12 protein-coding genes are annotated in these 21210 nt (G+C 62.9%); 7 read left to right on the top strand and 5 right to left on the bottom strand.

All coding sequences use genetic code 11. The annotated features are described in order from the left end of the window. Window positions 1-100: 100 nt before the first annotated feature. Window positions 101-1408: an ArgE/DapE family deacylase gene (locus NH448_RS09970; RefSeq protein WP_045993009.1), complete on the top strand. Its 1308-nt coding sequence runs from the start codon at window positions 101-103 to the stop codon at window positions 1406-1408. A gap of 534 nt (window positions 1409-1942) precedes the next feature. After that, window positions 1943-2431 carry a lysozyme gene (locus NH448_RS09965; RefSeq protein ID WP_052704367.1) on the top strand — a complete coding sequence of 163 codons (489 nt, stop codon included), beginning with the start codon at window positions 1943-1945 and terminating at the stop codon, window positions 2429-2431. Between the two features lie 72 nt (window positions 2432-2503). Here the strand turns inward: NH448_RS09965 and NH448_RS09960 are convergent, their stop codons facing one another. Next, window positions 2504-3124 (bottom strand): TetR/AcrR family transcriptional regulator, encoded by a 621-nt coding sequence (locus tag NH448_RS09960; RefSeq protein WP_045993008.1) that lies wholly within the window; start codon window positions 3122-3124, stop codon window positions 2504-2506. Between the two features lie 131 nt (window positions 3125-3255). Next, a complete protein-coding gene (locus tag NH448_RS09955; protein WP_253028723.1) occupies window positions 3256-3723 on the bottom strand; it encodes a DUF3592 domain-containing protein in 468 nt (155 codons plus the stop codon). Window positions 3724-3826: 103 nt separating this feature from the next. On the opposite strand from NH448_RS09955, the gene NH448_RS09950 reads away from it, so the two are divergent. Beyond that, the gene (locus NH448_RS09950; RefSeq protein WP_253028722.1) at window positions 3827-4288 is read left to right on the top strand and encodes a TerB family tellurite resistance protein; all 462 of its coding nucleotides are present in this window, start codon (window positions 3827-3829) and stop codon (window positions 4286-4288) included. Between the two features lie 136 nt (window positions 4289-4424). Then, window positions 4425-5666 carry an FAD-dependent oxidoreductase gene (locus tag NH448_RS09945; RefSeq protein ID WP_253028721.1) on the top strand — a complete coding sequence of 414 codons (1242 nt, stop codon included), beginning with the start codon at window positions 4425-4427 and terminating at the stop codon, window positions 5664-5666. 234 nt (window positions 5667-5900) lie between these two features. Here the strand turns inward: NH448_RS09945 and NH448_RS09940 are convergent, their stop codons facing one another. Continuing rightward, window positions 5901-6443 carry a hypothetical protein gene (locus NH448_RS09940; RefSeq protein ID WP_366077976.1) on the bottom strand — a complete coding sequence of 181 codons (543 nt, stop codon included), beginning with the start codon at window positions 6441-6443 and terminating at the stop codon, window positions 5901-5903. A 260-nt stretch (window positions 6444-6703) separates the two neighbouring features. Between NH448_RS09940 and pyrC the strand changes: the two genes are divergently transcribed. From pyrC to NH448_RS09925, 3 genes are all read left to right on the top strand, one after another. Beyond that, window positions 6704-7744 (top strand): dihydroorotase, encoded by a 1041-nt coding sequence (gene pyrC, locus NH448_RS09935; protein WP_253028720.1) that lies wholly within the window; start codon window positions 6704-6706, stop codon window positions 7742-7744. A gap of 482 nt (window positions 7745-8226) precedes the next feature. Next, on the top strand, window positions 8227-17976 hold the full coding sequence (locus NH448_RS09930; protein ID WP_253028719.1) for a retention module-containing protein: 9750 nt from the start codon (window positions 8227-8229) through the stop codon (window positions 17974-17976). 123 nt (window positions 17977-18099) lie between these two features. Continuing rightward, complete coding sequence (locus tag NH448_RS09925; RefSeq protein ID WP_045994806.1) at window positions 18100-18429, top strand: hypothetical protein; 330 nt, start codon at window positions 18100-18102, stop codon at window positions 18427-18429. A 103-nt stretch (window positions 18430-18532) separates the two neighbouring features. Here the strand turns inward: NH448_RS09925 and NH448_RS09920 are convergent, their stop codons facing one another. Next, complete coding sequence (locus NH448_RS09920; RefSeq protein ID WP_253028718.1) at window positions 18533-20461, bottom strand: LapD/MoxY N-terminal periplasmic domain-containing protein; 1929 nt, start codon at window positions 20459-20461, stop codon at window positions 18533-18535. Between the two features lie 33 nt (window positions 20462-20494). Next, entirely contained in the window at window positions 20495-21205 is a 711-nt protein-coding gene (locus NH448_RS09915; protein ID WP_253028717.1) for a transglutaminase-like cysteine peptidase, read from the bottom strand. Window positions 21206-21210 lie beyond the last annotated feature (5 nt).

The following is a 21210-nucleotide window of genomic DNA, read 5'->3' as shown; positions in this document are numbered from 1 at the left end:
GCTAGAGCCTGTATCGGGTGCGGTGGGCTTGTGCTGCAGGTGCTCGAAGGTGCATAACTAGTAAGCGTAAAACACATTTAACATGCGGAATTTGCCGTCAATGACGACACCACAACTATCCACCGATGCCCTGGACGCCAACGAACGGCGGCTGCTCGATGCCTGCGACGAACTGATGCCGGAGACCCTTGCCCTGACCAGCGCTCTGGTGCGCGAGTACAGCGTACTGGGGGCGGAGGCCGGGGTACTTGAGGTGATGGAAAGCCATCTGCTGGACATGGGGCTGCCTGTCGAGCGCGTACCACTGCCCGAGAAAGGCGCAGATGCCGAGCAGGCACCGGTGGCCAGGGGCGTCGACCGACACAACCTGATCTCGGTGATCAACGGCACCTCGTCCCGGCCGCACCTGATCTTCAACGGCCACCTGGACGTGGTGCCGGCGGAGCCGCTGTCGATGTGGTCTCGTCCGCCCTGGGAAGCCTGGCAGGAGGATGGCTGGCTTTACGGGCGCGGCGCCGGTGACATGAAGGCCGGTATCGCCGCCATGGTGACGGCGGTGGCGGCGATGAAGCGGGCAGGGCTCGAGATCGATTTTCCGCTGACGCTGCAGACGGTGATCGAGGAAGAATGCACCGGCCATGGTGCGCTGGCCTGCCTGGCACGAGACGGCCGCGGCGACTTTGCGCTGATTCCAGAGCCTTTCGGGGCGACCCTGACCACGGCCCAGATCGGCACCCTGTGGTTCAAGGTGTCGCTGGATGGGGTGCCGGCCCACGTGCTGGATACCGCCGCCGGGGCCAATGCCATCGAGGCGATCCAGTCGGTGGTGGCGCCGCTCAAGGCACTGGAGGCGGAACTGAACGCCGGGCGCGAGCCGCCCTATGACGAGATCGAGCACCCTTTCAACCTGAATATCGGCAAGATCGAAGGGGGCAACTGGGCGTCCAGCGTGCCGTCCCGGGCGACCCTGGAGGGGCGTATCGGCTTCGCGCCTGAAGTCCGGGTGGAAGACATCATGGAAAAGGTGCGGCGCTGCGTCGAGGCGGCCAGCGCCTCGCTGGGCCCGGGCATCTCCGGGCTGGACGTCGAGTTTCACGGCTTTCGCTCCGAGGGCCACCACGTCGACACCGACAGCCCCGGGGTCGCCCTGCTGGCAGATTGTCATCGTGCCCTGACCGGTGAGGAGCTGCCCTCGGTGGCGTTGACCTGCACCACGGATCTGCGCGCGCTCAATCGACACGGCATCGCCGGGACCTGCTACGGGCCCGTGGCCGAACGCATCCATGGCATCGATGAGCGGGTCGAGATTGCCTCTATCCAGCACACCCTCAAGGCCTACGCGCTATTTCTGTATCGCTGGGGGCGCTGGGCCGAGGGCCAGGTCGCTTCCGATACCTGTCCGCAGTGATACCCATAGTCCGGCCAGCGCTGGCCGGGCCCTCACGATCGCCGTGCAAGCCCGGCCTGCACGCTCGGTCCACAAGCAAAGCCTGCACGCTCAGCGCGAAAGCCTGACGCGCAGGCCTGTCTGCAAGACCCGCCCGCAAGTCCAGCCCGCCAAATTCCTCGCCTCAAGCTCGACCCATGAAGGTTGACTGGGTCGAGCACTTTCGTCTGTGACCGCCGAACGACTCGGTTTCTGTTGTCCTGAGTCGGGGTTTTGCCGTCAGCAGGCTGCCACTCTAAAAGCGTTGTTCCATGGAGTGGAGCGGCGGGTGCTGCACGAGCGGGCTCAGGAATGTCGACCTTTCATGCAGAGCCCGCGTCAATTGGCACGGAGGGTGGCATGGCAACACAAGTGGGCGGGAAGGATGACCCCGAGGAGAGTCCCGCAGCCAGCGGAACAAGGCGTACAGGGCCGAGACCGGTTTCGCTCTACGATGCGATCGACGCGGAGGTCAGGCCTCCGCCCGGTCGCCTGAGCCCGAGAGGGCGGCGATGGTTGATCAACGCCGAGGGCTGCCGGCTGATGCCCTATCTCGACCTGAGTGGAGCGCCCATCCACCACTGGCAGAAGGGGGCGACGATCGGTGTGGGCCATCTGATCATTCGACAGCAGTGGCCGCGGTTTGCCAACGGCATCGACAGGAACTGGGCGGAGTCACTGTTGCGCCAGGACCTGCGGCACGTGGAGCTTGGGGTGCTCGATCGCCTCGAGGCCTGTCGTCCCTGGGTGGGCGCGCGAGGTCTTCGTCAGCACCAGTTCGATGCCCTGGTGTTGCTGGCCTTCAATATCGGACTGGCGGCATTTTCGAACTCTTCACTGGTGGCCATGCTGTGTGATTCCCGTACCGTGACCCCCTACGCGACGCTTGAACAGGCGTGGCTTGCCTGGAAGTACGCTGGCGGCGAGGTGATGCCAGGACTGGAGCGGCGTCGCGCCGAGGAGTGGCGCATCTTTAAAGAGGGTGACTACGGGCCTGACATCTAGGCAAGTTTTCTTGTAGGGAGCCCGCTAGAAGAGGTGCCCGAAGCGGGGTGGGGCAAGGAGTCAGCCCTATCTTCAAGTCGGTGCATGCCCCGCCAGAAAAAGCTCGGTCGCGTAGCGTGCGCGGTGGTCTCTCGCCTCCAGTGTCAGCGAGGGTGGGCGCCCGACCAGCGAATCGAGCATCCATTCCCCGAGCACCATGCCGGTAAACAAGCCGGCCGAGGTGCGCGGGTCCTTTACCACCAGCTTGCCGCGGGCATGCTGGTCGCGCAGGTAGTCGGCCAGTTCACGGCGGGTACGATCCGGGCCGTGATCGAGAAACAGTGCTCCCAGCTCCGGGGCACGCTCGGCCTCGGCGGCGATGCCACGAATCAGGCGAATGTTGGCGTTTGGCAGCGCCAGGTCGATCAGGTCTCGGGCAAGCTCCTCCAGCACCTCTTGCGGCGGTCGCTCGCCGGCCTGTCCCAGTCGACACCAGACACTGGAGGCCTGGGCTTCCAGGGCCGCGGTGAACAGCCCCTCCTTGTTGCCGAACAGCTTGTAGAGGGTGCTTAGCGAGCCGCCCGCGCGGGCGACGATGTCATTGACGCTGGCGCCGGCGTAGCCCTTGTCCAGGAATACCTCGCGGGCGGCGGCCAGCAGCCGCTGGCGGCGGGCCTCGCCCTTCGGTGTAGAGCATGAATCTGCGGACGTCATCGTGGCTTTCCATCAATCCAGGAGGGGGCGATATCAGGCTGTCGGGACGATTGTAGTCTGCATTACACATCCATGTTTCAACGCCAGGTTGTACGGGAGGCTGGCGACAGCGAGTGGGCGTGCGGCGTGATTCAGGTCTTGAACGAGAACAGGGCAAAGGCGCCGAGGCTTGCCGCCAGCAGGAAACCCGCCAGGCCGATGCGGCCCCAGGGCAGAGAGGCGTTGCCCAGATGCATCAGCTCAGGCTTGCGCGGTGAGTAGCGCACGCGCACGACGCTGCCTACGGGGTAGTCGGCGATGTAGGCATCGGCATCTTCCTGTCGGGTGAAGGAGGGAACGCCATCGAATCCCGTGTTGTCGGATTGAATACGCCGACCGTCGATGGTGGCGTCGAAGCGCAGCAATGCCAGGTGACGCCTTTGCTGATCGTCTCGCTCGCGCTGATGGCGCTGGGCTTCCGCCAGCCGGACCTCGGCGTGGGTCACGGTGGCCTCGGTGGTCGGCCAGCGGTTGACGTCGCGGACCTTGTACGCGCCGACGCCGGCGATGACGGCACCGATCAGAGCGGCGAGGGAGACGATCAGCAGCGGATGAGGCATGGTGGTATTCCGAATGAGCCCATGAATGTCGAGGGCGAAGCAGGGGGCGCCGTCACGGGCGGTTCATGTGCCTCCTGGAAGGCGCAACAACGAGGAAAACACGATGACGATGATGGCGTCCCTGAAGCGTTGGATCAATGATGTGGCGCAGCAAGAGGATGCGTCGTCCAGGGTGGACCTGTCACTGGCCACGGCGGTGTTGCTGTGCGAGGTGATTCGTGCGGACTACCGCCTGGATGACAGCGAGATCCATCTGATGCGCAGCCAGCTCAAGGAACAGTTTGAACTCGAGGACGAAGCACTGGACGAGCTGATGACACTGGCTCGGGAAGAGGCCGAGGGTGCGGTGGATCATCACCGCTTCGTGCGTGAGTTGCGTGACCGCACCGGCTACCAGGATCGGGTCGCGCTGGTACAGCAGATGTGGGCGCTGGCGTTTGCCGACGGCGAGAAGGATGCCCTGGAGGAACACCGTATCCGCGCCCTGGCGGAGCTGTTGCACGTCAGCCACTCGGACTTCGTGCGCACCCGCATCGTCGAACAGAATCGCGCCGAGGGTGTGTAGCGAAAGTCTTGACGCTACAATAAGTTTTTCTGCATATGACGCCGTGGCTGCCATGGTTTTACTGGCGACGGGCGGCATGTCCAGGTAATCACACGTCATCAGACGTTAGCAGGCGTTACAGGACAAGGAGGAAATGATGTCGCGCAAGATGGTGGTAGTGGGAGCCGGCATGGTCGGTGTGTCGGTGGCGTGGCATCTGAGGCGCCGTGGCCACCAGGTCACACTTGTCGACCGCCGTGAGCCCGGTCGCGAGACCTCCTACGGCAACGCCGGCATCATCCAGCGCGAGGCGGTGCGTCCCTATGCCTTCCCGCGCGATCTGGCGACCTTGTTGCGGGTGGTACCCAATCGTCAGATCGACATTCGCTATCGTCCGGGCGCGATGTTCGCAAGCGCCGGGACGCTGCTCAAGTACTGGAAGAACTCGGCGCCCGCCCGCTACGAACAGATCGTGCCGGAGTACGCCTCGCTGATAGGCGGCTGCCTGGAGGCCCACTCGGCGATGATCGAGGCTTCCGGTGCCGACGCGCTGGTACGTCGCCAGGGCTGGCTCGAGGTCTATCGCAGCAGCAAGGCGCTGGGCGAGCGAGCGGCCCAGGCCGAGTTGGATGCCAAGCGCTTCGGCATCCGCTTCGACTACCTCGACAGCGAGGCGCTGGCGCGCCTTGAGCCGGGCCTGGAACCCGGACTTGCCGGGGCGATCCACTGGCTCGATCCCTGGACGGTGGCAAATCCGGGTGATCTGGTGGCCGCCTACGCCAAGTCATTTTCCGATGACGGCGGTGAGATCATCCAGGCGGACGTCACCGATGTGCGCCGGCAGGGCGATACCTGGCGCATCGACACTTCGGGCGACACCCTGGAGGCAGATGGGCTGGTGATGGCGTTGGGTCCCTGGTCACAGGACTGGATGAAGGCCCTGGGTCTGTCGATCCCGCTGTTCGTCAAGCGTGGCTACCATATGCACTATGGTCAGTCGGATGACGCCAGGCTGACCCACTGGGTGATGGACGCCGAGGTAGGCTATCTGCTGGCGCCCATGAGTAGCGGGATTCGCCTGACCACGGGGGCCGAGCTCGAGCGTCTTGATGCGCCGGCCCACCTGGAACAGCTGGAGGCGGCGGAGCAGCAGGCGCGCAAGCTGTTTCCGCTGGGGCAGCGTCTCGAGCCCACGCCATGGAAAGGGGCCAGACCCTGTACCCCGGACATGAAGCCGGTAATCGGTGGCGTACCCGGGCAGTCAGGCTTGTGGCTGGCCTGTGGCCACGGTCATCAGGGCTTCACCCTGGGCCCGGTGACCGGCAAGCTGCTGGCGCAGGTCATCGATGGCGAGCAGCCGGACATCGACATGGCGCCGTTCAGAGTGGACCGCTTCTGATCCCGCGCTGGCGCCGGCCCATGCCGGAAGTGCGTTAGCGCCGTCCCATGCTGGTAGTCCGGGGCCATGCCGCCTCTGCAAGGGGCGGTCTGGCGTGGCAGTCAGCGAGGGCGAAAGAGGTGGGGAAGCGGCGGGCAAGCTGCGTGCAAGCGCCGTTGTCGGCGGCGGCGGGGCTGGTCAGGCTGGGGCCAGTCGGTGACCAGACATCGGCCCCGTCATGATCTGAGGCCTTTATCAGGCCTCGTCGGCGTCACGACGGTGAAGGCCGGAGGCTGAGTTATCGTCGTTCGAGGTATCGTTCAAGGTAGCGTTCGCGCTATTGGTCGAGCCATTGGTCGAAAGAGCAGGCTCGGCGCCGGATGACCCGCGGCGATCGGCCAGGGCGCGTGCCAGCAGCTTGATCAGCAGCGTCACCAGGAACACCAGCCAGCTGGCCGTCGCCAGTACATTGAACAGCAGCATCTTCTGGGCGCCGCTCATCGGTGTAATCAGATGGTCGATGCCGATGGCCAGCAGAAACGCCAGGTTCAGCGGCAGCGCCAGGATGTGCATCCACATCTCCGTGCGCCGCTTGCGGACGTGGTAGCGGCCCAGCATCACCCGAACCGGGCGGTGAACGAAGCTCACCAGGATCATGCTGCCGAGCAGCAGCAGGGCGGCCAGGGCCGGCTCGGCGCTGCCGATATGCAGCGACACGCTGATCGACCAGTAAAGCATCAGCCACATCAGGCCTGCCAGGGTGGCGACGAGGTCGGCGTAGTGACGAACCTTGGGCATGTAACTCTCGCTAGGATGTTTCTGTAATAAGTCTGCGCGCGGCCAGAGGCCCTGGGACTCGTCGGCTCGTTGACGGCGCCTTGACAACGTATCGCCCCGGACATCGATGGTAACGTGCCGCGACTCCTCGACGGTGCGGATCAGATCCGGGCGCATGTCCCTCGAATGATACGCGAAATCTCACCCCGTTTGGGCCATGAAACCTTGCCCTTTACGGTATACTGCGCCCGACCATGGATCACTCGACGACAGGATAACAAGTGACTGCGATTACCTTGACCCGGCCCGACGACTGGCACCTCCACCTGCGCGACGGCGTCGCTCTGGCCTCCGTGGTGGCCGATACCGCCCGCCAGATGGGCCGTGCGATCATCATGCCGAACCTCAAGCCGCCGGTGACCAATCTGGACCAGGCACTGGACTACCGCCAACGCATCTTGGCTGCCTTGCCTGCGGAAAGCCAGTTCGAACCGCTGATGACCCTCTATCTTACCGATCGCACCACTTCGGAAGACATCGAGACGGCCTGGGGCAGCGGCAAGGTGCAGGCGGTCAAGCTGTATCCGGCCGGGGCCACCACCAATTCCGACTCAGGTGTGACCGATCTGCGTCACTGCGAGGAAGCGGTAGCCACCATGGCACGGCTGGGGATGCCGTTGCTGGTGCATGGCGAGGTGACCGATCACGAGATCGACATCTTCGATCGCGAGGCGGTGTTCATCGAGCGGGTCATGAAGCCGCTGCTGTCCCGTCATCCTGACCTCAAGGTGGTGTTTGAGCATATTACCACCGCCGACGCGGCGCGCTTCGTGGCCGAGTCGCCGTCGAATATCGGCGCGACCATCACCGCTCATCACCTGCTCTACAACCGCAACCACATGCTGGTGGGCGGGATTCGCCCGCACTACTACTGCCTGCCGATCCTCAAGCGCGAGCGTCATCGGGAGGCGCTGATCGAGGCGGCGACCTCGGGCGACAAGAGCTTCTTCCTCGGCACCGACAGCGCGCCCCATGCCCGTCACGACAAGGAAAGTGACTGTGGCTGTGCCGGCGCCTATACCGCGCTGACAGCCATCGAGCTGTACGCCACCGCCTTTGAACTGGCCGGCGCGCTGGATCGGCTGGAAGGGTTCGCCAGTCACCACGGTCCAGACTTCTATGGCCTGCCGCGCAACAGCGACTCGATCACCCTGGACAAGGTCGAGTGGCAGGTACCGGCAGAACTGCCGTTTGGCGAAGGCAAGACGCTGGTACCGCTGCGTGCCGGTGAAACCCTGGGCTGGAAGATGCGCCAGGACTGACAGACCTGATGCGATGACCTGATGCGATGACCCGACGTGGCGCCCTCGAGCCGCGGCCTGGTACCCGAACCTCATACTTGGATGAGATGTTCTGGACGGTAATCTGCTTTAGCTACCCCTGATGATATGGTTCAGGGTTTGTTGACCACGAAAACGGCGCGCCCCAAAAGGGCGCGCCGTTTTCGTATCTGGCGCCTGGGCAGCGCCGAGGTGCGGGCGAGGGGAATGCCATGGAAGGCGGCTCTGTATTGGAGGAGGGCTCAACAAGGACTGACGTGAAGCATCAAAGGGGTAGCGAAGAGGCATGGGAAAGTTGGGCCATTGGATTAGAGGTAGTTCATTGTCCTCTAGTACAGTATTGACCTATACCCCATGCATGTAATGTGCGCATAAGCACAGTTTTGTTGCTGCCGGACTAGGTTTGTCATCCCTTTGTTCACAAGGCCTAGGTCTGTCATCCAAAAAAAGAGAGACGCGCCCCTATGATCATCGCCATCGTCGTACAAGTTACCGGCCAAGCCTGGGCCAGAGATGCGGAAGGCAATCTGAGGCCCCTGGCCGAGGGCGACCGCCTGACTGAGGGCGAGGTGGTGATCACCGAAACCGGCGCTCGAGTGAACCTCGTGCAACCCGATGGCACCCGCCTGGCGCAGCTCGGCGGCGAGGTTGAGGTGGCGATTAGCGAGGCGATCAACGAGCAAGGGTCGGCCGATGACGAGGTGATAGAAGACGCCGAGGTCGCCAGGGTCCTGGCGCTGCTCGAAGAGGGCGAAGGAGATCTGCTCGAGGCGTTGGAAGCTCCTGCCGCTGGCTCCGCGGGGGGCGCCGGCGTCGAGGGCGGGCACGATTTCGTGCGTCTTTTGCGTATCGTCGAAGAAGTGTCGCCGCTGTCGTTCGAGTACGGCTATCAGCGCGAGGCCTACGACGTTCAGGAGCAGGATGGCGGGACCGCGGGCGATGAGGACGAGTCCGTCACCCTGACGGGGCTCGATGGGCCTGCGGGAGCAGCAGGCAGCGCCGATATCGGCTTTTCCTCTGCCGAACAGACCGTCAGTGAGGCAGGACTTCCTGGCGGTAGTGCATCAGGCACCGCCGCGACATCAGCGAGTGGCAGTTTTGGTGTATCCGCTCCCGATGGCCTGTCGTTCATTACCGTTGGCGGCAGTGGTCCGATCAGCTTGGATCGACTTAATGGCCTGTCCGGCAATCCGCTGACCATCGAGACGCCCCTGGGCAGCCTGACGCTGACAAGCTATAGCGGCGATGACACCGGTGGTAGCGTTGCTTACACCTACGATCTGACCGACAACGTCGACAACGACAGCGTCGACGGAGCAACCGACGATGGCGTGGTCGACAGCATCGAGATTAGTGCTGTCGATAGCGATGGCAGTACCACCAGTGGCACTCTGGATATCGCGATTCTCGACGATGCGCCCGAGGCGGTGGATGATGCCACCACGACCGGCGAGGACACAGCGGTCACCTACAACGTGCTGGTCAATTCCGACGGCACCAGCGATGTTCAGGGCGCTGATGGTGCCAGTGTCACCGCCGCGAGCTTGCGAAATCCGAGCCAGGGCAGTGTGTCCTTCGACAGCGACACCGGTGAGGTGACCTTCACCCCGGCGGCGGGCTTCGAGGGCGATGCGGTCATCGACTACACCATTCGCGATGCCGATGGCGACACCAGCGACGCGGTGTTCACCGTCACCGTGGCGGCGGACTCCACGCCCACCGTCAGCGTGCCGGACGATTCGCCCGATGCCGAAGGTGGTCAGTTCAGCGTCAGCGAAGCCGGACTGCCGGGCGGTAGCGCGGCAGGCGACGACAGCCAGAGCACCAATGGCAGTCTGCCGATCACCACCGGGGGCGATAGCCTGGCCTCGCTGGTGATCAACGGCCAGAACGTGACGGGCGGCGGCACGGTCGAAGGCGACTACGGCACCCTGAGCGTCAGTGTCTCTGACGGCGAGTACAGCTGGAGCTACACCCTGGATGGCAGCACCCAGGACCACACCAGCCAGGGCACCGGCAGTGATGATCTGGCGGATCAGTTCGCCATTGTCGTCACCGATAGCGATGGCGATACGGCTTCGACCAGCCTGACCATCGACGTCAACGACGATGTACCTGTGGCCGTGGATGACGCCACCACGACCGGCGAGGACACAGCGGTCACCTACAACGTGCTGGTCAATGCAGACGGTACCAGCGACACCCAGGGTGCGGACGGTGCCAGTGTCACCGACGCCACCCTGCGTGATCCGAGCCAGGGCAGCGTGTCCTTCGACAGCGACACCGGTGAGGTGACCTTCACCCCGGCGGCAGGCTTCGAGGGCGATGCGGTCATCGACTACACCATTCGCGATGCCGATGGCGACACCAGCGACGCGGTGTTCACCGTCACCGTGGCGGCGGACTCCACGCCCACCGTCAGCGTGCCGGACGATTCGCCCGATGCCGAAGGTGGTCAGTTCAGCGTCAGCGAAGCCGGACTGCCGGGCGGCAGCGCGGCGGGCGACGATAGCCAGAGCACCAATGGCAGTCTGCCGATCACCACCGGTGGCGATAGCCTGGCCTCGCTGGTGATCAACGGCCAGAACGTGACGGGCGGCGGCACGGTCGAAGGCGACTACGGCACCCTGAGCGTCAGTGTCTCTGACGGCGAGTACAGCTGGAGCTACACCCTGGATGGCAGCACCCAGGACCACACCAGCCAGGGCACCGGCAGTGATGACCTGGCGGATCAGTTCGCCATTGTCGTCACCGATAGCGATGGCGATACGGCTTCGACCAGCCTGACCATCGACGTCAACGACGATGTACCTGTGGCCGTGGATGACGCCACCACGACCGGCGAGGACACAGCGGTCACCTACAACGTCCTGGTCAATACAGACGGTACCAGCGACACCCAGGGCGCGGACGGTGCCAGTGTCACCGACGCCACCCTGCGAAATCCGAGCCAGGGCAGTGTGTCCTTCGACAGCGACACCGGTGAGGTGACCTTCACCCCGGCGGCGGGCTTCGAGGGCGATGCGGTCATCGACTACACCATTCGCGATGCCGATGGCGACACCAGCGACGCGGTGTTCACCGTGACGGTGGCGGCGGACTCCACGCCGACCGTCAGCGTGCCGGACGCATCGCCCGATGCCGAAGGTGGTCAGTTCAGCGTCAGCGAAGCCGGACTGCCGGGCGGTAGCGCGGCAGGCGACGACAGCCAGAGCACCAATGGCAGTCTGCCGATCACCACCGGGGGCGATAGCCTGGCCTCGCTGGTGATCAACGGCCAGAACGTGACGGGCGGCGGCACGGTCGAAGGCGACTACGGCACCCTGAGCGTCAGTGTCTCTGACGGCGAGTACAGCTGGAGCTACACCCTGGATGGCAGCACCCAGGACCACACCAGCCAGGGCACCGGCAGTGATGACCTGGCGGATCAGTTCGCCATTGTCGTTACCGATAGCGATGGCGATACGGCTTCGACCCGCCTGACCATCGACGTCAATGACGATGTGCCGACGGCACGTGACGACAGCGACACCATTGCCGAGGAGACCGCTTCTGTTTCCGGCAATGTGCTGGCCAACGACACCACCGGTGCTGACACCACCGATGCCGATCCGGCCAGCGTAGCGCTGGACGCACCGACGGGCGCAGGCAATTACGGCACCCTGACGCTCAACAGCGACGGCAGCTACACCTACCAGCTCGACAACGACGATCCGCGGGTGCAGGCGCTCAGCGGCGAGGAAGAGCTGATCGAGACCTTTGCCTACACCCTGACCGACGCCGACGGGGACACCTCACCGGCGACGCTGACCATCACCGTGACCGGTACCGACGACGGCGTCAGCCTCTCGGGGCTGGCTACCGGGGGCAGTGACGTATCGGTGAGTGAAGCCAATCTGGAGCAAGGTTCTGCCCCGAGCGAGGACGCGCTGACCAAGCCCGGTAATTTCACCTTTACCAGCGCCGATGGCGTGCAAAGCGTGCAGGTGGGCAACCAGTCGCTGAGCCTGGGCGATCTGCAGGACCTGACTGCCGATAGCCCGGTGGTGGTCGATACCGAATACGGCAGCCTTAGCCTGACCGGCTTTACACCGTCGGATAGTGCCAACCCGGCAGCCGGCGGCACCGTGAGCTACAGCTACACGCTGGACACCAGCGTCGATAACGACAGTCAGGCAGGTGCCACGGATGCCGGCTTCACCGAGACGGTGGCCCTGGTGGTCACCGACGATGACGGCAGTGCGGCCAACGGAAGCCTCAGCATCGCGATCGCCGATGACAGCCCGTCCATCGAGTTCGTCGAAGCGCCTGCCAGCGTGGTCGAAGGCGAGAGTGTAGACGGCACCTGGACCACCGACGCCGGTGCCGATGGCGCCACCGTCAGTGTGACAGCGGCAGGTGAAACCAAGCCGCTGGGCGACGGTGCTACCAATACCGTGACCTTCAATCTTGATGAAGGCACCCTGACCGTCACTGGCGACGGCACCTGGACCTTCGAGGCCAAGGACAACCTCGACCAGGGCAACAGCCCGTCGATCGACTTCACCATCACCACCGAAGACAGCGATGGCGATACCGCCACCGATAGCCACACCGTCACCATCACCGACGGCACTGGCCCGAGTGTCAGCATCAAGGAAGGCGACGATGATGCTACTACCGAGGCGCTGGATCTGACGCTGCAGGACGCCGATACCGGAGTCTCTGCGGATCAGGACAGAGGCGTGCTGACGTTTAACGCGGGTAGCGACAGCTTGGTGAACTTCGGCTTTGGCAATATCGGTGCCGATGACAGCGTCACCGGCATCAGCGTCCAGGGTCTGGCGGCTGGTGAGTCCTTGGTCTGGAGCGCAAACGACGAGGGTGAACTGGAGGCTCGACTCGCCGGCAGCGACGACCTGGTGCTGACCATGAGCCTGCAGGCGCCGGCCTCGGTGGCGGCTCAGAACAGTGGCAATGTCAGTGTCACAGCCACGCTGAGTGACAGTCTGCCCCATGAGGTGGCAGCGACGCTGAAGAACTCACTGTCTATCGAGGGCGTGAGTGTGGTGGCGAGCCAGGCTGATGGGGATAGTGCGACGGCTACCGTCAAGGTTTCGGTGGTCGATGACGCGCCGGAGGCGGTGAATGATCAGCTCGATGGCGTGCAGTCTTCGCAGGTGATCAGCAAGGGTGCCGATGTTGGTCTGCTGGCCAATGACACCCAGGGCGCCGACGGCGCCACCGTGACCTTCGTCGACGAGTCTTCTCTGCAGGGTTCCCTGACGTGGAACGCCGATGGCAGCTTTGACTATACGGCCAAGGACAACGCCAGCTACACCGAGGTGGTCAACTACACCATTACCGACGCCGACGGTGATACCAGTCAGGCCACCCTGACCATCAATGTCGAAAACGGTACGCCGACGACCCAGCCGACCAACGTGCAGGTCAACGAGGCCGGGCTTGACGAGGGTTCCCAGTCGGCGACCAATTCAGAGCAAGTGCAAGGGCAATTGGTGGCGACCGATGCCCAGGGCGACGACTTGACCTTCAAGGCGGAGACCATCAAGGGCAGCTATGGCGAGATCGACATCCGCGCCGATGGTTCTTTCACCTACACCCTGACTAAACCGGTCAACTCGTCGGATAACCCCGTCGATGACGCCGAGAGCTTTGTCTATACGGTGACCGACAGCCACGGCAATTCTGCCACCGGCACCATTACCGTCGATGTCATCGATGACGTGCCTCAGGCCGTCAATGACACCCCCGCCGCGCTGCAGTCCGGTACCTCGTTGACCACCACAGCGGGCAATGGAATGCTGGCCAATGACGTCCAGGGTGCGGACGGGGCCACGGTCATCTCCGTCGATACCAGCGGGATGCGTGGTCAGCTCAGCTGGAACGCCGACGGCAGTTACACCTACACCGCCGACGCCAATGGCAGTTATGAAGAGGTAGTGCGCTACACCATCAGGGACGCCGACGGTGATACCAGCCAGGCCAACATCAAGTTTGTGGTGAATGACGGCTCGCCTACGGCCAATGCCACCGCGGCTACCGTCAGCGAGGCCGGGCTTGTCACGGGCAGCGATGCCGCCAGCAATAGCGAAGTGGCGGAAGGCCAGCTTCAGGCAAGCGATGCCCAGGGCGACGCACTGACGTTCACCGCCACGACCCTGCGCGGCAGCTACGGCACTCTGGTCATCGAGGAGAATGGGTCCTACACCTATACCCTCGATACCGCCGTGACCGGCGCCGAGGCGGATAACGGTCCGAACACCCTGAATGGCCAGGACGTGTTCAGCTATACCGTGACCGATGCCCACGGCAATAGCTCGACTGCCAGCATCAGCATCAATATTGTCGATGACGTGCCAACAGCGGTCGATGATGCGGTGAGCACCGCCGAGGACACTGAGGTCACCGTCGACGTACTGGCCAACGACGAGGGCGGAGCCGATGGCGCCACTCTGGTGTCGGCGAGCATGGCGTCGGGCTACGAGAGTGCTGGCAGGGTAACCATCGATAGCGACAGCGGTGAGGTGACCTTCACTCCGGCGGCGGGCTTCGAGGGCGCCGCGGTCATCGACTACACCATCGTCGATGCCGACGGCGACACCAGCAACGCCACCTTGACTGTCAATGTGGCGGCTGACTCCACGCCGGAGGCCGCCAATGGTGTCGCTCGCGTGGACGAAGATGGCCTGTCGGGTGGCAATGCCGGTGGCCCGGGTGATGCGGCTGGTGAGGCGACCGTCGTCACCGGGACACTTGGCTATTCCTTTGGCAACGATGGGGCGGCGAGCTCAAACGCCTTCAGCTGGAGTCTTGATGGTCTGCCCACGGTAACGGCCAGTGGCCAGGCGGTGTCCTACACGTTGAGCGACGACGGCCGCACGGTCACGGGGCGTGACGCCTCCAACGCACTGGTGTTGACCGTTGCCCTGACCGGGGTGGCGAACGGCGCCTACAAGGTGACACTGCACCAGCCGCTGGACCATGGTGAGCAGGGTACGGAGGACTCTCTGACGTTCAATGTCGGCTACACCATCGTCGATTCCGATGGCAGCCCGGCCAGTGGTCAGTTGCAGGTGCTAGTCAACGACGACAGCCCGGAGGCCTTCACGGCCGATTCTGTCGATCTAGCCGGCGGCCAGAGCGGACAGTTGAACTTTGCGGCTGTCTCCGGGGCCGATGGCGTCAAGGACGTGACCTTTGCCGACCAGCAGGGGCAGGCTGCGACGGATAGCGATGGCAATACGCTGTATTTCAATGGCGAGCCGCTGAGCTACCAGTTGTCTGGCGATGGCCACCAACTTGAGGCGGTGACCGCAGATGGCACCGTCGGCTTCAGCGTAACGCTGGACCCGGCAGGCGACAGCTACAGCATCGAGGTTGCCGCTGGCGAGGTCAGCACTACTCGAGTCGAGCGCGCCGATATTTCGGATCTGAGTCTCGATGGTGTCGTGCAGTACCACGGTATTAACTACCAGGACGATGAGGGTGACAACGACGTTCTCTACTCGACGCCCAATGGCGTTGGCATGGTGCCGCTGGACGGCACACTCGGCGTCTTCGGTGGTGCAAGTCCCGGTATCGAGCTTAACGAGGTCATCCGCATCAGCTTCCTCGACAGCCTGACCTTTTCCGGTACCGGAGAGCCAAGCTGGCAGGGGCATGAAGGGGTGTCCGAGGTAACCCAGACCATCCATGTGGAGGGTGTTGATGCCTCTGCCGTAGTGACGGTAGCTGCTTTCAACTACGCAAGTGATGTTCCGGGTTCTGGATCTCCCAGCCAGACGGTAGACAACGATATTCGTCTGACGGCCGATGATGTCCGCATTCTCGATCAGACCGGCACCGATGTTACCAACGCGGTATCCATCAGCGTCGACGGGGCAGGCCGCCTGATCCTGGATGGCATGAAGGATGGATGGTCGTTTGAACTCAGTCCGGATGGCGGGTTTGAGGGTATCGAGGTGGTGGGCGGTAGCAATACGCCCTTTACCCTGGGTGATATGGACTATCGTCTCGGTGACAGCAGCTCGGGCTTCGATGTTGAGCTTGCCTTGACCGGCACCGATGGTGATGGCGACAGCGTCGCGGGCTCCCTCGTTGTCTCGGGAGCGCCTCCGTCGCAGCTCTTTGTCGGTACCAACGACGGTGATACTCATACCGGGTCTTCCGGTGACGATGTGATCGTTGGTGACAAGGGCGGTATCTACACGGAGATAGAGCCGGCGACCAACTATAACGTCGCGATCATGCTGGATGTCTCCGGAAGCATGAAGTCAGGCAAGGTGGAGGACGGAAGCACGCGCATTTCGGTGGCCAAGGAGGCCATCGAAAGACTGATCAATCAGTTGGCCGAGTACGAAGGGGTTGTCAATATTGCGATCATTCCCTTTGCGTTTGATGCCGACCTGGAAGATGTCAACGATCTCGGACTGAACCCCAATGAGGTTCAGCAACTGATCGACTACGTCAATGATCTTAACGCCACTGGTGCCACCAATTACGAGGTGGCATTCGACGCCACACGTAGCTGGTTCCTCAATCAGGACAATGACTATGAGAATGTCAGCTACTTCGTGACCGATGGCAATCCTACCGTCTATGGGACAAGTACCAGTTCGGGAGGGACCACTAACCAAATAGACGTGACCCGTGCTCTGGAGGCCTACGAAGGTCTGTCCGATATCAGCCAGGTCAAGGCGATCGGCATTGGCAATGGCATCAATGAAGAGTTGTTGAGGCTGTTTGACAACACCAATGTGGTTGAGCAAAGCGACATCCCGGTGGTGTCCGGAGAGGTGGCACTCCAGTATCGCCTGGCGGACTTCGATAGCCCCGATGGCAAGGCGTCTCATCTTCTCGATGACGTCGAAGATTCCTGGACGTACTCCGGGGTCGCGACTGGTAATCTCAGCGAGGCGACTTCCGGCAGGGTGGACTATCTTCGTCTGGAAACGGGGAGCGTACCTGGCGAAGCAGTGGCAACGAGCGATAGTTTTGTCCTCGATGGATTCAGCAACTACGCCCAGATTCAGTTTGTCTATGCCAACTCCACCTACCGTGCCGGTGAGAGTGCGCGCTTTACGCTGCAGCGTCTTGATGGCTCCGGCGACTGGGTCGATGTGGAAACAGAAACGCTTGCCTCAAGCACATCTAACTGGGCGCTGGAAGGGACTTCCTTGCTCAAGGAGGCCGGGACTTACCGCCTCGAGTTTGGCGTGACCAATGCTGATGTCTCCAATACTGCACTCGCTATTTCCGACATTTACGTCAACCTTGGAACCAGCGAGGCCAAGAAGGGCGAAGTCAATATCGTCAATTCGGCCGATGAGCTGAACGCGGTGCTGGATGGCAGTGATACCTTTACCGGTCTCCAGACGCTGGGAAGTGACACCATCGACGGGACTTCTCGTGATGACCTGATATTCGGAGATACCGTCAATAGTGACCATTTGAGCTGGGTCAATGGCGATACCGGTGAGCGCTTCGACGCCGGTGAGCATGACGGTCTTGGCTACCAGGGCCTCTACGAGTTCCTGACATGGGGGACTTCGGATGTGCGCCTGCAGGATGACGGCAGCCTGGCTGAAACCGGTGAGCCGCCTATTGCCGGAAAGCCTTCGGGTGAGGCGCCTGGCAAGGATGAGGTGCTGAACTATATTCGTGATCATTATCGCGAACTCCTGGACACCGAGCGCAAGGATGGCGGCGCCGACACCCTCAAGGGCGGTGACGGTGACGACACCCTGATCGGCGGCGGTGGTAGCGACACGCTATATGGTGAGGAAGGCGATGACCTGCTGCTCGGTGGTGCCGGCGACGACACCCTGGCCGGAGGACTCGGTGCGGATACCTTCGCCTGGGTGCTGGGTGATGAGGGAGTGGTCGGAGATCCCGCCGACGACGTCATCACCGACTTCCACGTCGCGCCTGCCGGTGTCGACGCCAGCCAGGACCCAGAGGCCGATGTGCTGGATCTCAGCGAGTTGCTGCAAGGCTACGACAAGGACGACGACCAGCAGTCACTGAATGACTATATCCACGCCGAACAGGAAGGGGATGATATTGTGCTGTACGTCAAGAGTGACGGAAATCTGGCGGACGACAATGGCAACGCTGATCAGGTCATTACCCTGGAAGGCGTGGCCAACGCGGCCCCAAGCCCCGATGATTTCCTGACGCAGTTGCTCAACCAGGGCCAGCTGGATGTGTAGGCAAGCGCTCGGTCCAGACGTATAGCGCGAAACGGGCAAGGCCCTCGGCGGTAAACGCCGAGGGCTACTGATCAAGGGAAACTTGATATATGCTCGACCAACAAAGATTGCGGAGAACGTGACATGTACGTCCAGCGTGACGGGGAAGGAAAGCTTGTCTGTGTCAGCCGGGAGCCTACAGCGACCTGCGACGAATTCATGGCGCCGGATGATCAGGAGCTGTTGTTCTTCCTGTCAGACGGTAACGAGCGCAACGAACAGTCCCAGTTCCATGCCTCCGACCTGGCCTTTGTGCGGGTGCTCGAGGACGTGCTTGATCTGCTGATGGACAAGGGCGTGATCAGCTTCACCGATCTGCCTGACGCGGCCCGCCGCAAGATCATGGACCGCCAGTCATTGCGTCGTCGCTACAATGATGTGGATCTGGTAGGGGACGACGACCCCCTCATCTAAGCGCTGAGCATCTGCACCTCTCAAGTCGCATGCGTCGACTTGGGCAAGACAAAGGGCCACCTTCGGGTGGCCCTTTGTTGTGTACCCCTCATGTCATCGACGCTCACGAGTGCCTGTCGGTTTCCATCCTGGCGGACACAGCAGGGCCGGTGACACCGTCCAGGCCCAGCTCGAACAGGGTGTCGATATCGCGATCCTCGTCGATGCCCTCGGCGATGGCCTGGATCGCCAGCGAATGGCACAGGGTCGCCATGCCCCTGAGAATGGTCTGCTGCTCCGGCCGCTCCGACACGCCACGACACAGGGTGGCGTCGATCTTGATGTAGGACAGCCCAAGATCCTGCAGATCTCCCAGCTGGCGGAAGGCCGCACCGACGTGTTCCATGCCCAGATGACAGCCGAAGGGGGCCAGCGACTGACACAGATATCGGAAGCTCTCGAGATCGCTTCGGGCGATCGACTCCGGCACCTCGATCCACAGGAAGGGGGCCGAGTCCGGGCGGGCGCTGAGGCGTTGTTGCAGGGCGATCACGACATTCGGCTGGGTAATCGCTGCATGGGACAGGTTGATGCCCAGCGGCTGCCGGTGGTGATGGATGGTGTCGAGGGCGGCATCGATCACCTTGATATCCAGGCTGTCGTGGAGGCGCAGACGGGCGATCCAGGGCATGAAGACACCCGCCTGACGCCATTCGCCCTTGATGTTTAGCCGTGCAGGGGCCTCGTGATGCAGCAACTGTCCGCGCCGATCCAGCACCGGATACTGCCCCAGCAGCACGCCGTGCTCCATCGCCTCGACCAGCGATGAGCGCCACTCGGCGCGGCTACGGTAGAGCGTCTCCTGTTCCACGTTGTGGCAGGACTCGATCGCCTGTCCAGGACGGCTCTCGGCCAACGACAGGGCGCCATCCAGTGCGGCCATCAGGGTGGTGCGCTCCTGGCCGTGGTGGTAGACCGCCAGGGCAGCGGGGAGCCGCAGAACCGGTGCGTTCTGTTCGGCCAGGGTCGACAGATTGTCGTCCAGCCGTTCGCGGGCCCAGCTTTCGTCGACGTTGCCGCACAGCATCAGGGCGAAGTCACTGCCGTTGAGGCGACCCACATAGCCTTCGCCATGGGCCTCGGCGATGGCGGTCAGGCGTTGGCAAAGGTCGCTGAGCACGCCGTTGGTGTGCAAGTGGCCGCGACGTTCGTTGAGTGCGGCCAGGTCGGTGGCGCGGATCATCGCCACCACGCCGTAGCTGGATTCACCCTGTTGCTCGAGGCTGTAGTTGAGGCGGTCGATAAAGGCTTCCCGGGTCAAGGCCCCGGTCACCGTGTCATGCAGCAACTGGCGGCGAAGCCGGTCGATCTGCTCGCTCTCGCGCTGGAGCATCTCGCGCACGCTTTCCGACAGCCGGTTCATGGCGTCGGACACTTCGCGCAGTTCCAGTGTGCGGGGCAGCGGGGCGACGGTGAAGCGACGCTGGCCGATATCGTTGGCCTGGCGCGTCAGGGTCTTCAGCGGGGTGCGGATCTGGCGCACCAGCAGGTAGGCAATCAGCAGGCTGAGGGCACCTGCTGCCACGAACCAGGCGGCCATGCGCAGGGTGCTCTGCCACAGCGACTGGTAGGCGAAGCCATGTGCGCTTTCGAGTTGCAAGGTGCCAAGCTGCTGCCAGCCATCCTGGATGACCGCAGTGCCGGCGGGGACCTCGAAGGCGACCAGCTCACGGAACCATCCCGGCACGCCGGTATCCTCGGGGGCTGAAGAGACGCGACGAATGATCGGTCTGTCCTGGGTGTCCAGCAGCTGGATCTTGCGGTAGTGGCCGGTGTCGAACTGCGCCGAGATCAAAAGCTCCAGCGTCACTTCATCCTTGTCAGGCATCTGGCTCATGCTCAGCGCCAGGGCATTGGCGTTGTCCGCGTTCTTGATCAGTATTTCCTGTTCGATGTAGGCGCGGCTGCCCGATACGGCCACCACCAGACTGCCGATCAGGGCAATCAGCAGGATGGCAATGATGGCGAGCCAGAGTTGTTTGATCAACGACATGGCGGCGTCTCTAGATGAAGGATTGGCATGATGTCACTGGATTCCCTGTTGGCGCATGCGATCCAGCGCGTTTCGCCAGCGCGACAGGCGCGCCAGAGGATCCGCCCGCGATTGGGTGGTGCCACCCGCCCACAGGCCACTGCTGTTGAAGCTGAATAGCGGGTCCAGATCGGTGCGCAGGCTGGCACGGGAAATGCCGGCGGCAATGTTGTCGAGAATCAGGGGCTCGGCGCCTGGCGTCTCGTAGTAGCCGAGCACCATATGGGCCTGGGTGATCTGGCTACGTCCCAGTCGAGCACGCACATAGATCATGCGCAACTTGCTGATGGGAATGCCGAGCTCCTTGAGGGTCACGTATTTGGCGATGGAGTAATCTTCGCAGTCGCCTGCGCCGCGTCCCAGCGATTCGATGGGAGTAGCCCAGTAGTCGCTCTGGCGCCAGATGGTGCGATCCTCGAGCCACTGCATCTTGCGATTGAAGAAGTCGTTGACGTCGCGAAGCTGAGTACGAAGGTCGGCGCCTCTCAGGCGATTGATCAGGTTGAGCCATTCGTCCAGGGCTCTTACCCCCTGACTGCCGTACTCGGCGCTCATGGCCGCGCGCATTCGCGCATGGTCGAGCGTCGCGTCCACCGGTGCAGGTGCCAGCACCAGGAAGGCGCCCAACAGGCTCGCAGACCCCCAGGCGAGCCAGGAAGGGGGGCGGCGGCGAGACGGGCGAGACAAGACGGCATCTGGGCTCATGGCGA

This window comes from Halomonas sp. OfavH-34-E (assembly GCF_024124525.1).
Lineage (GTDB): Bacteria > Pseudomonadota > Gammaproteobacteria > Pseudomonadales > Halomonadaceae > Halomonas > Halomonas litopenaei.
Note: the sequence above shows the minus strand (reverse complement) of the source record. Positions and strands in the feature narration are given on the sequence as shown.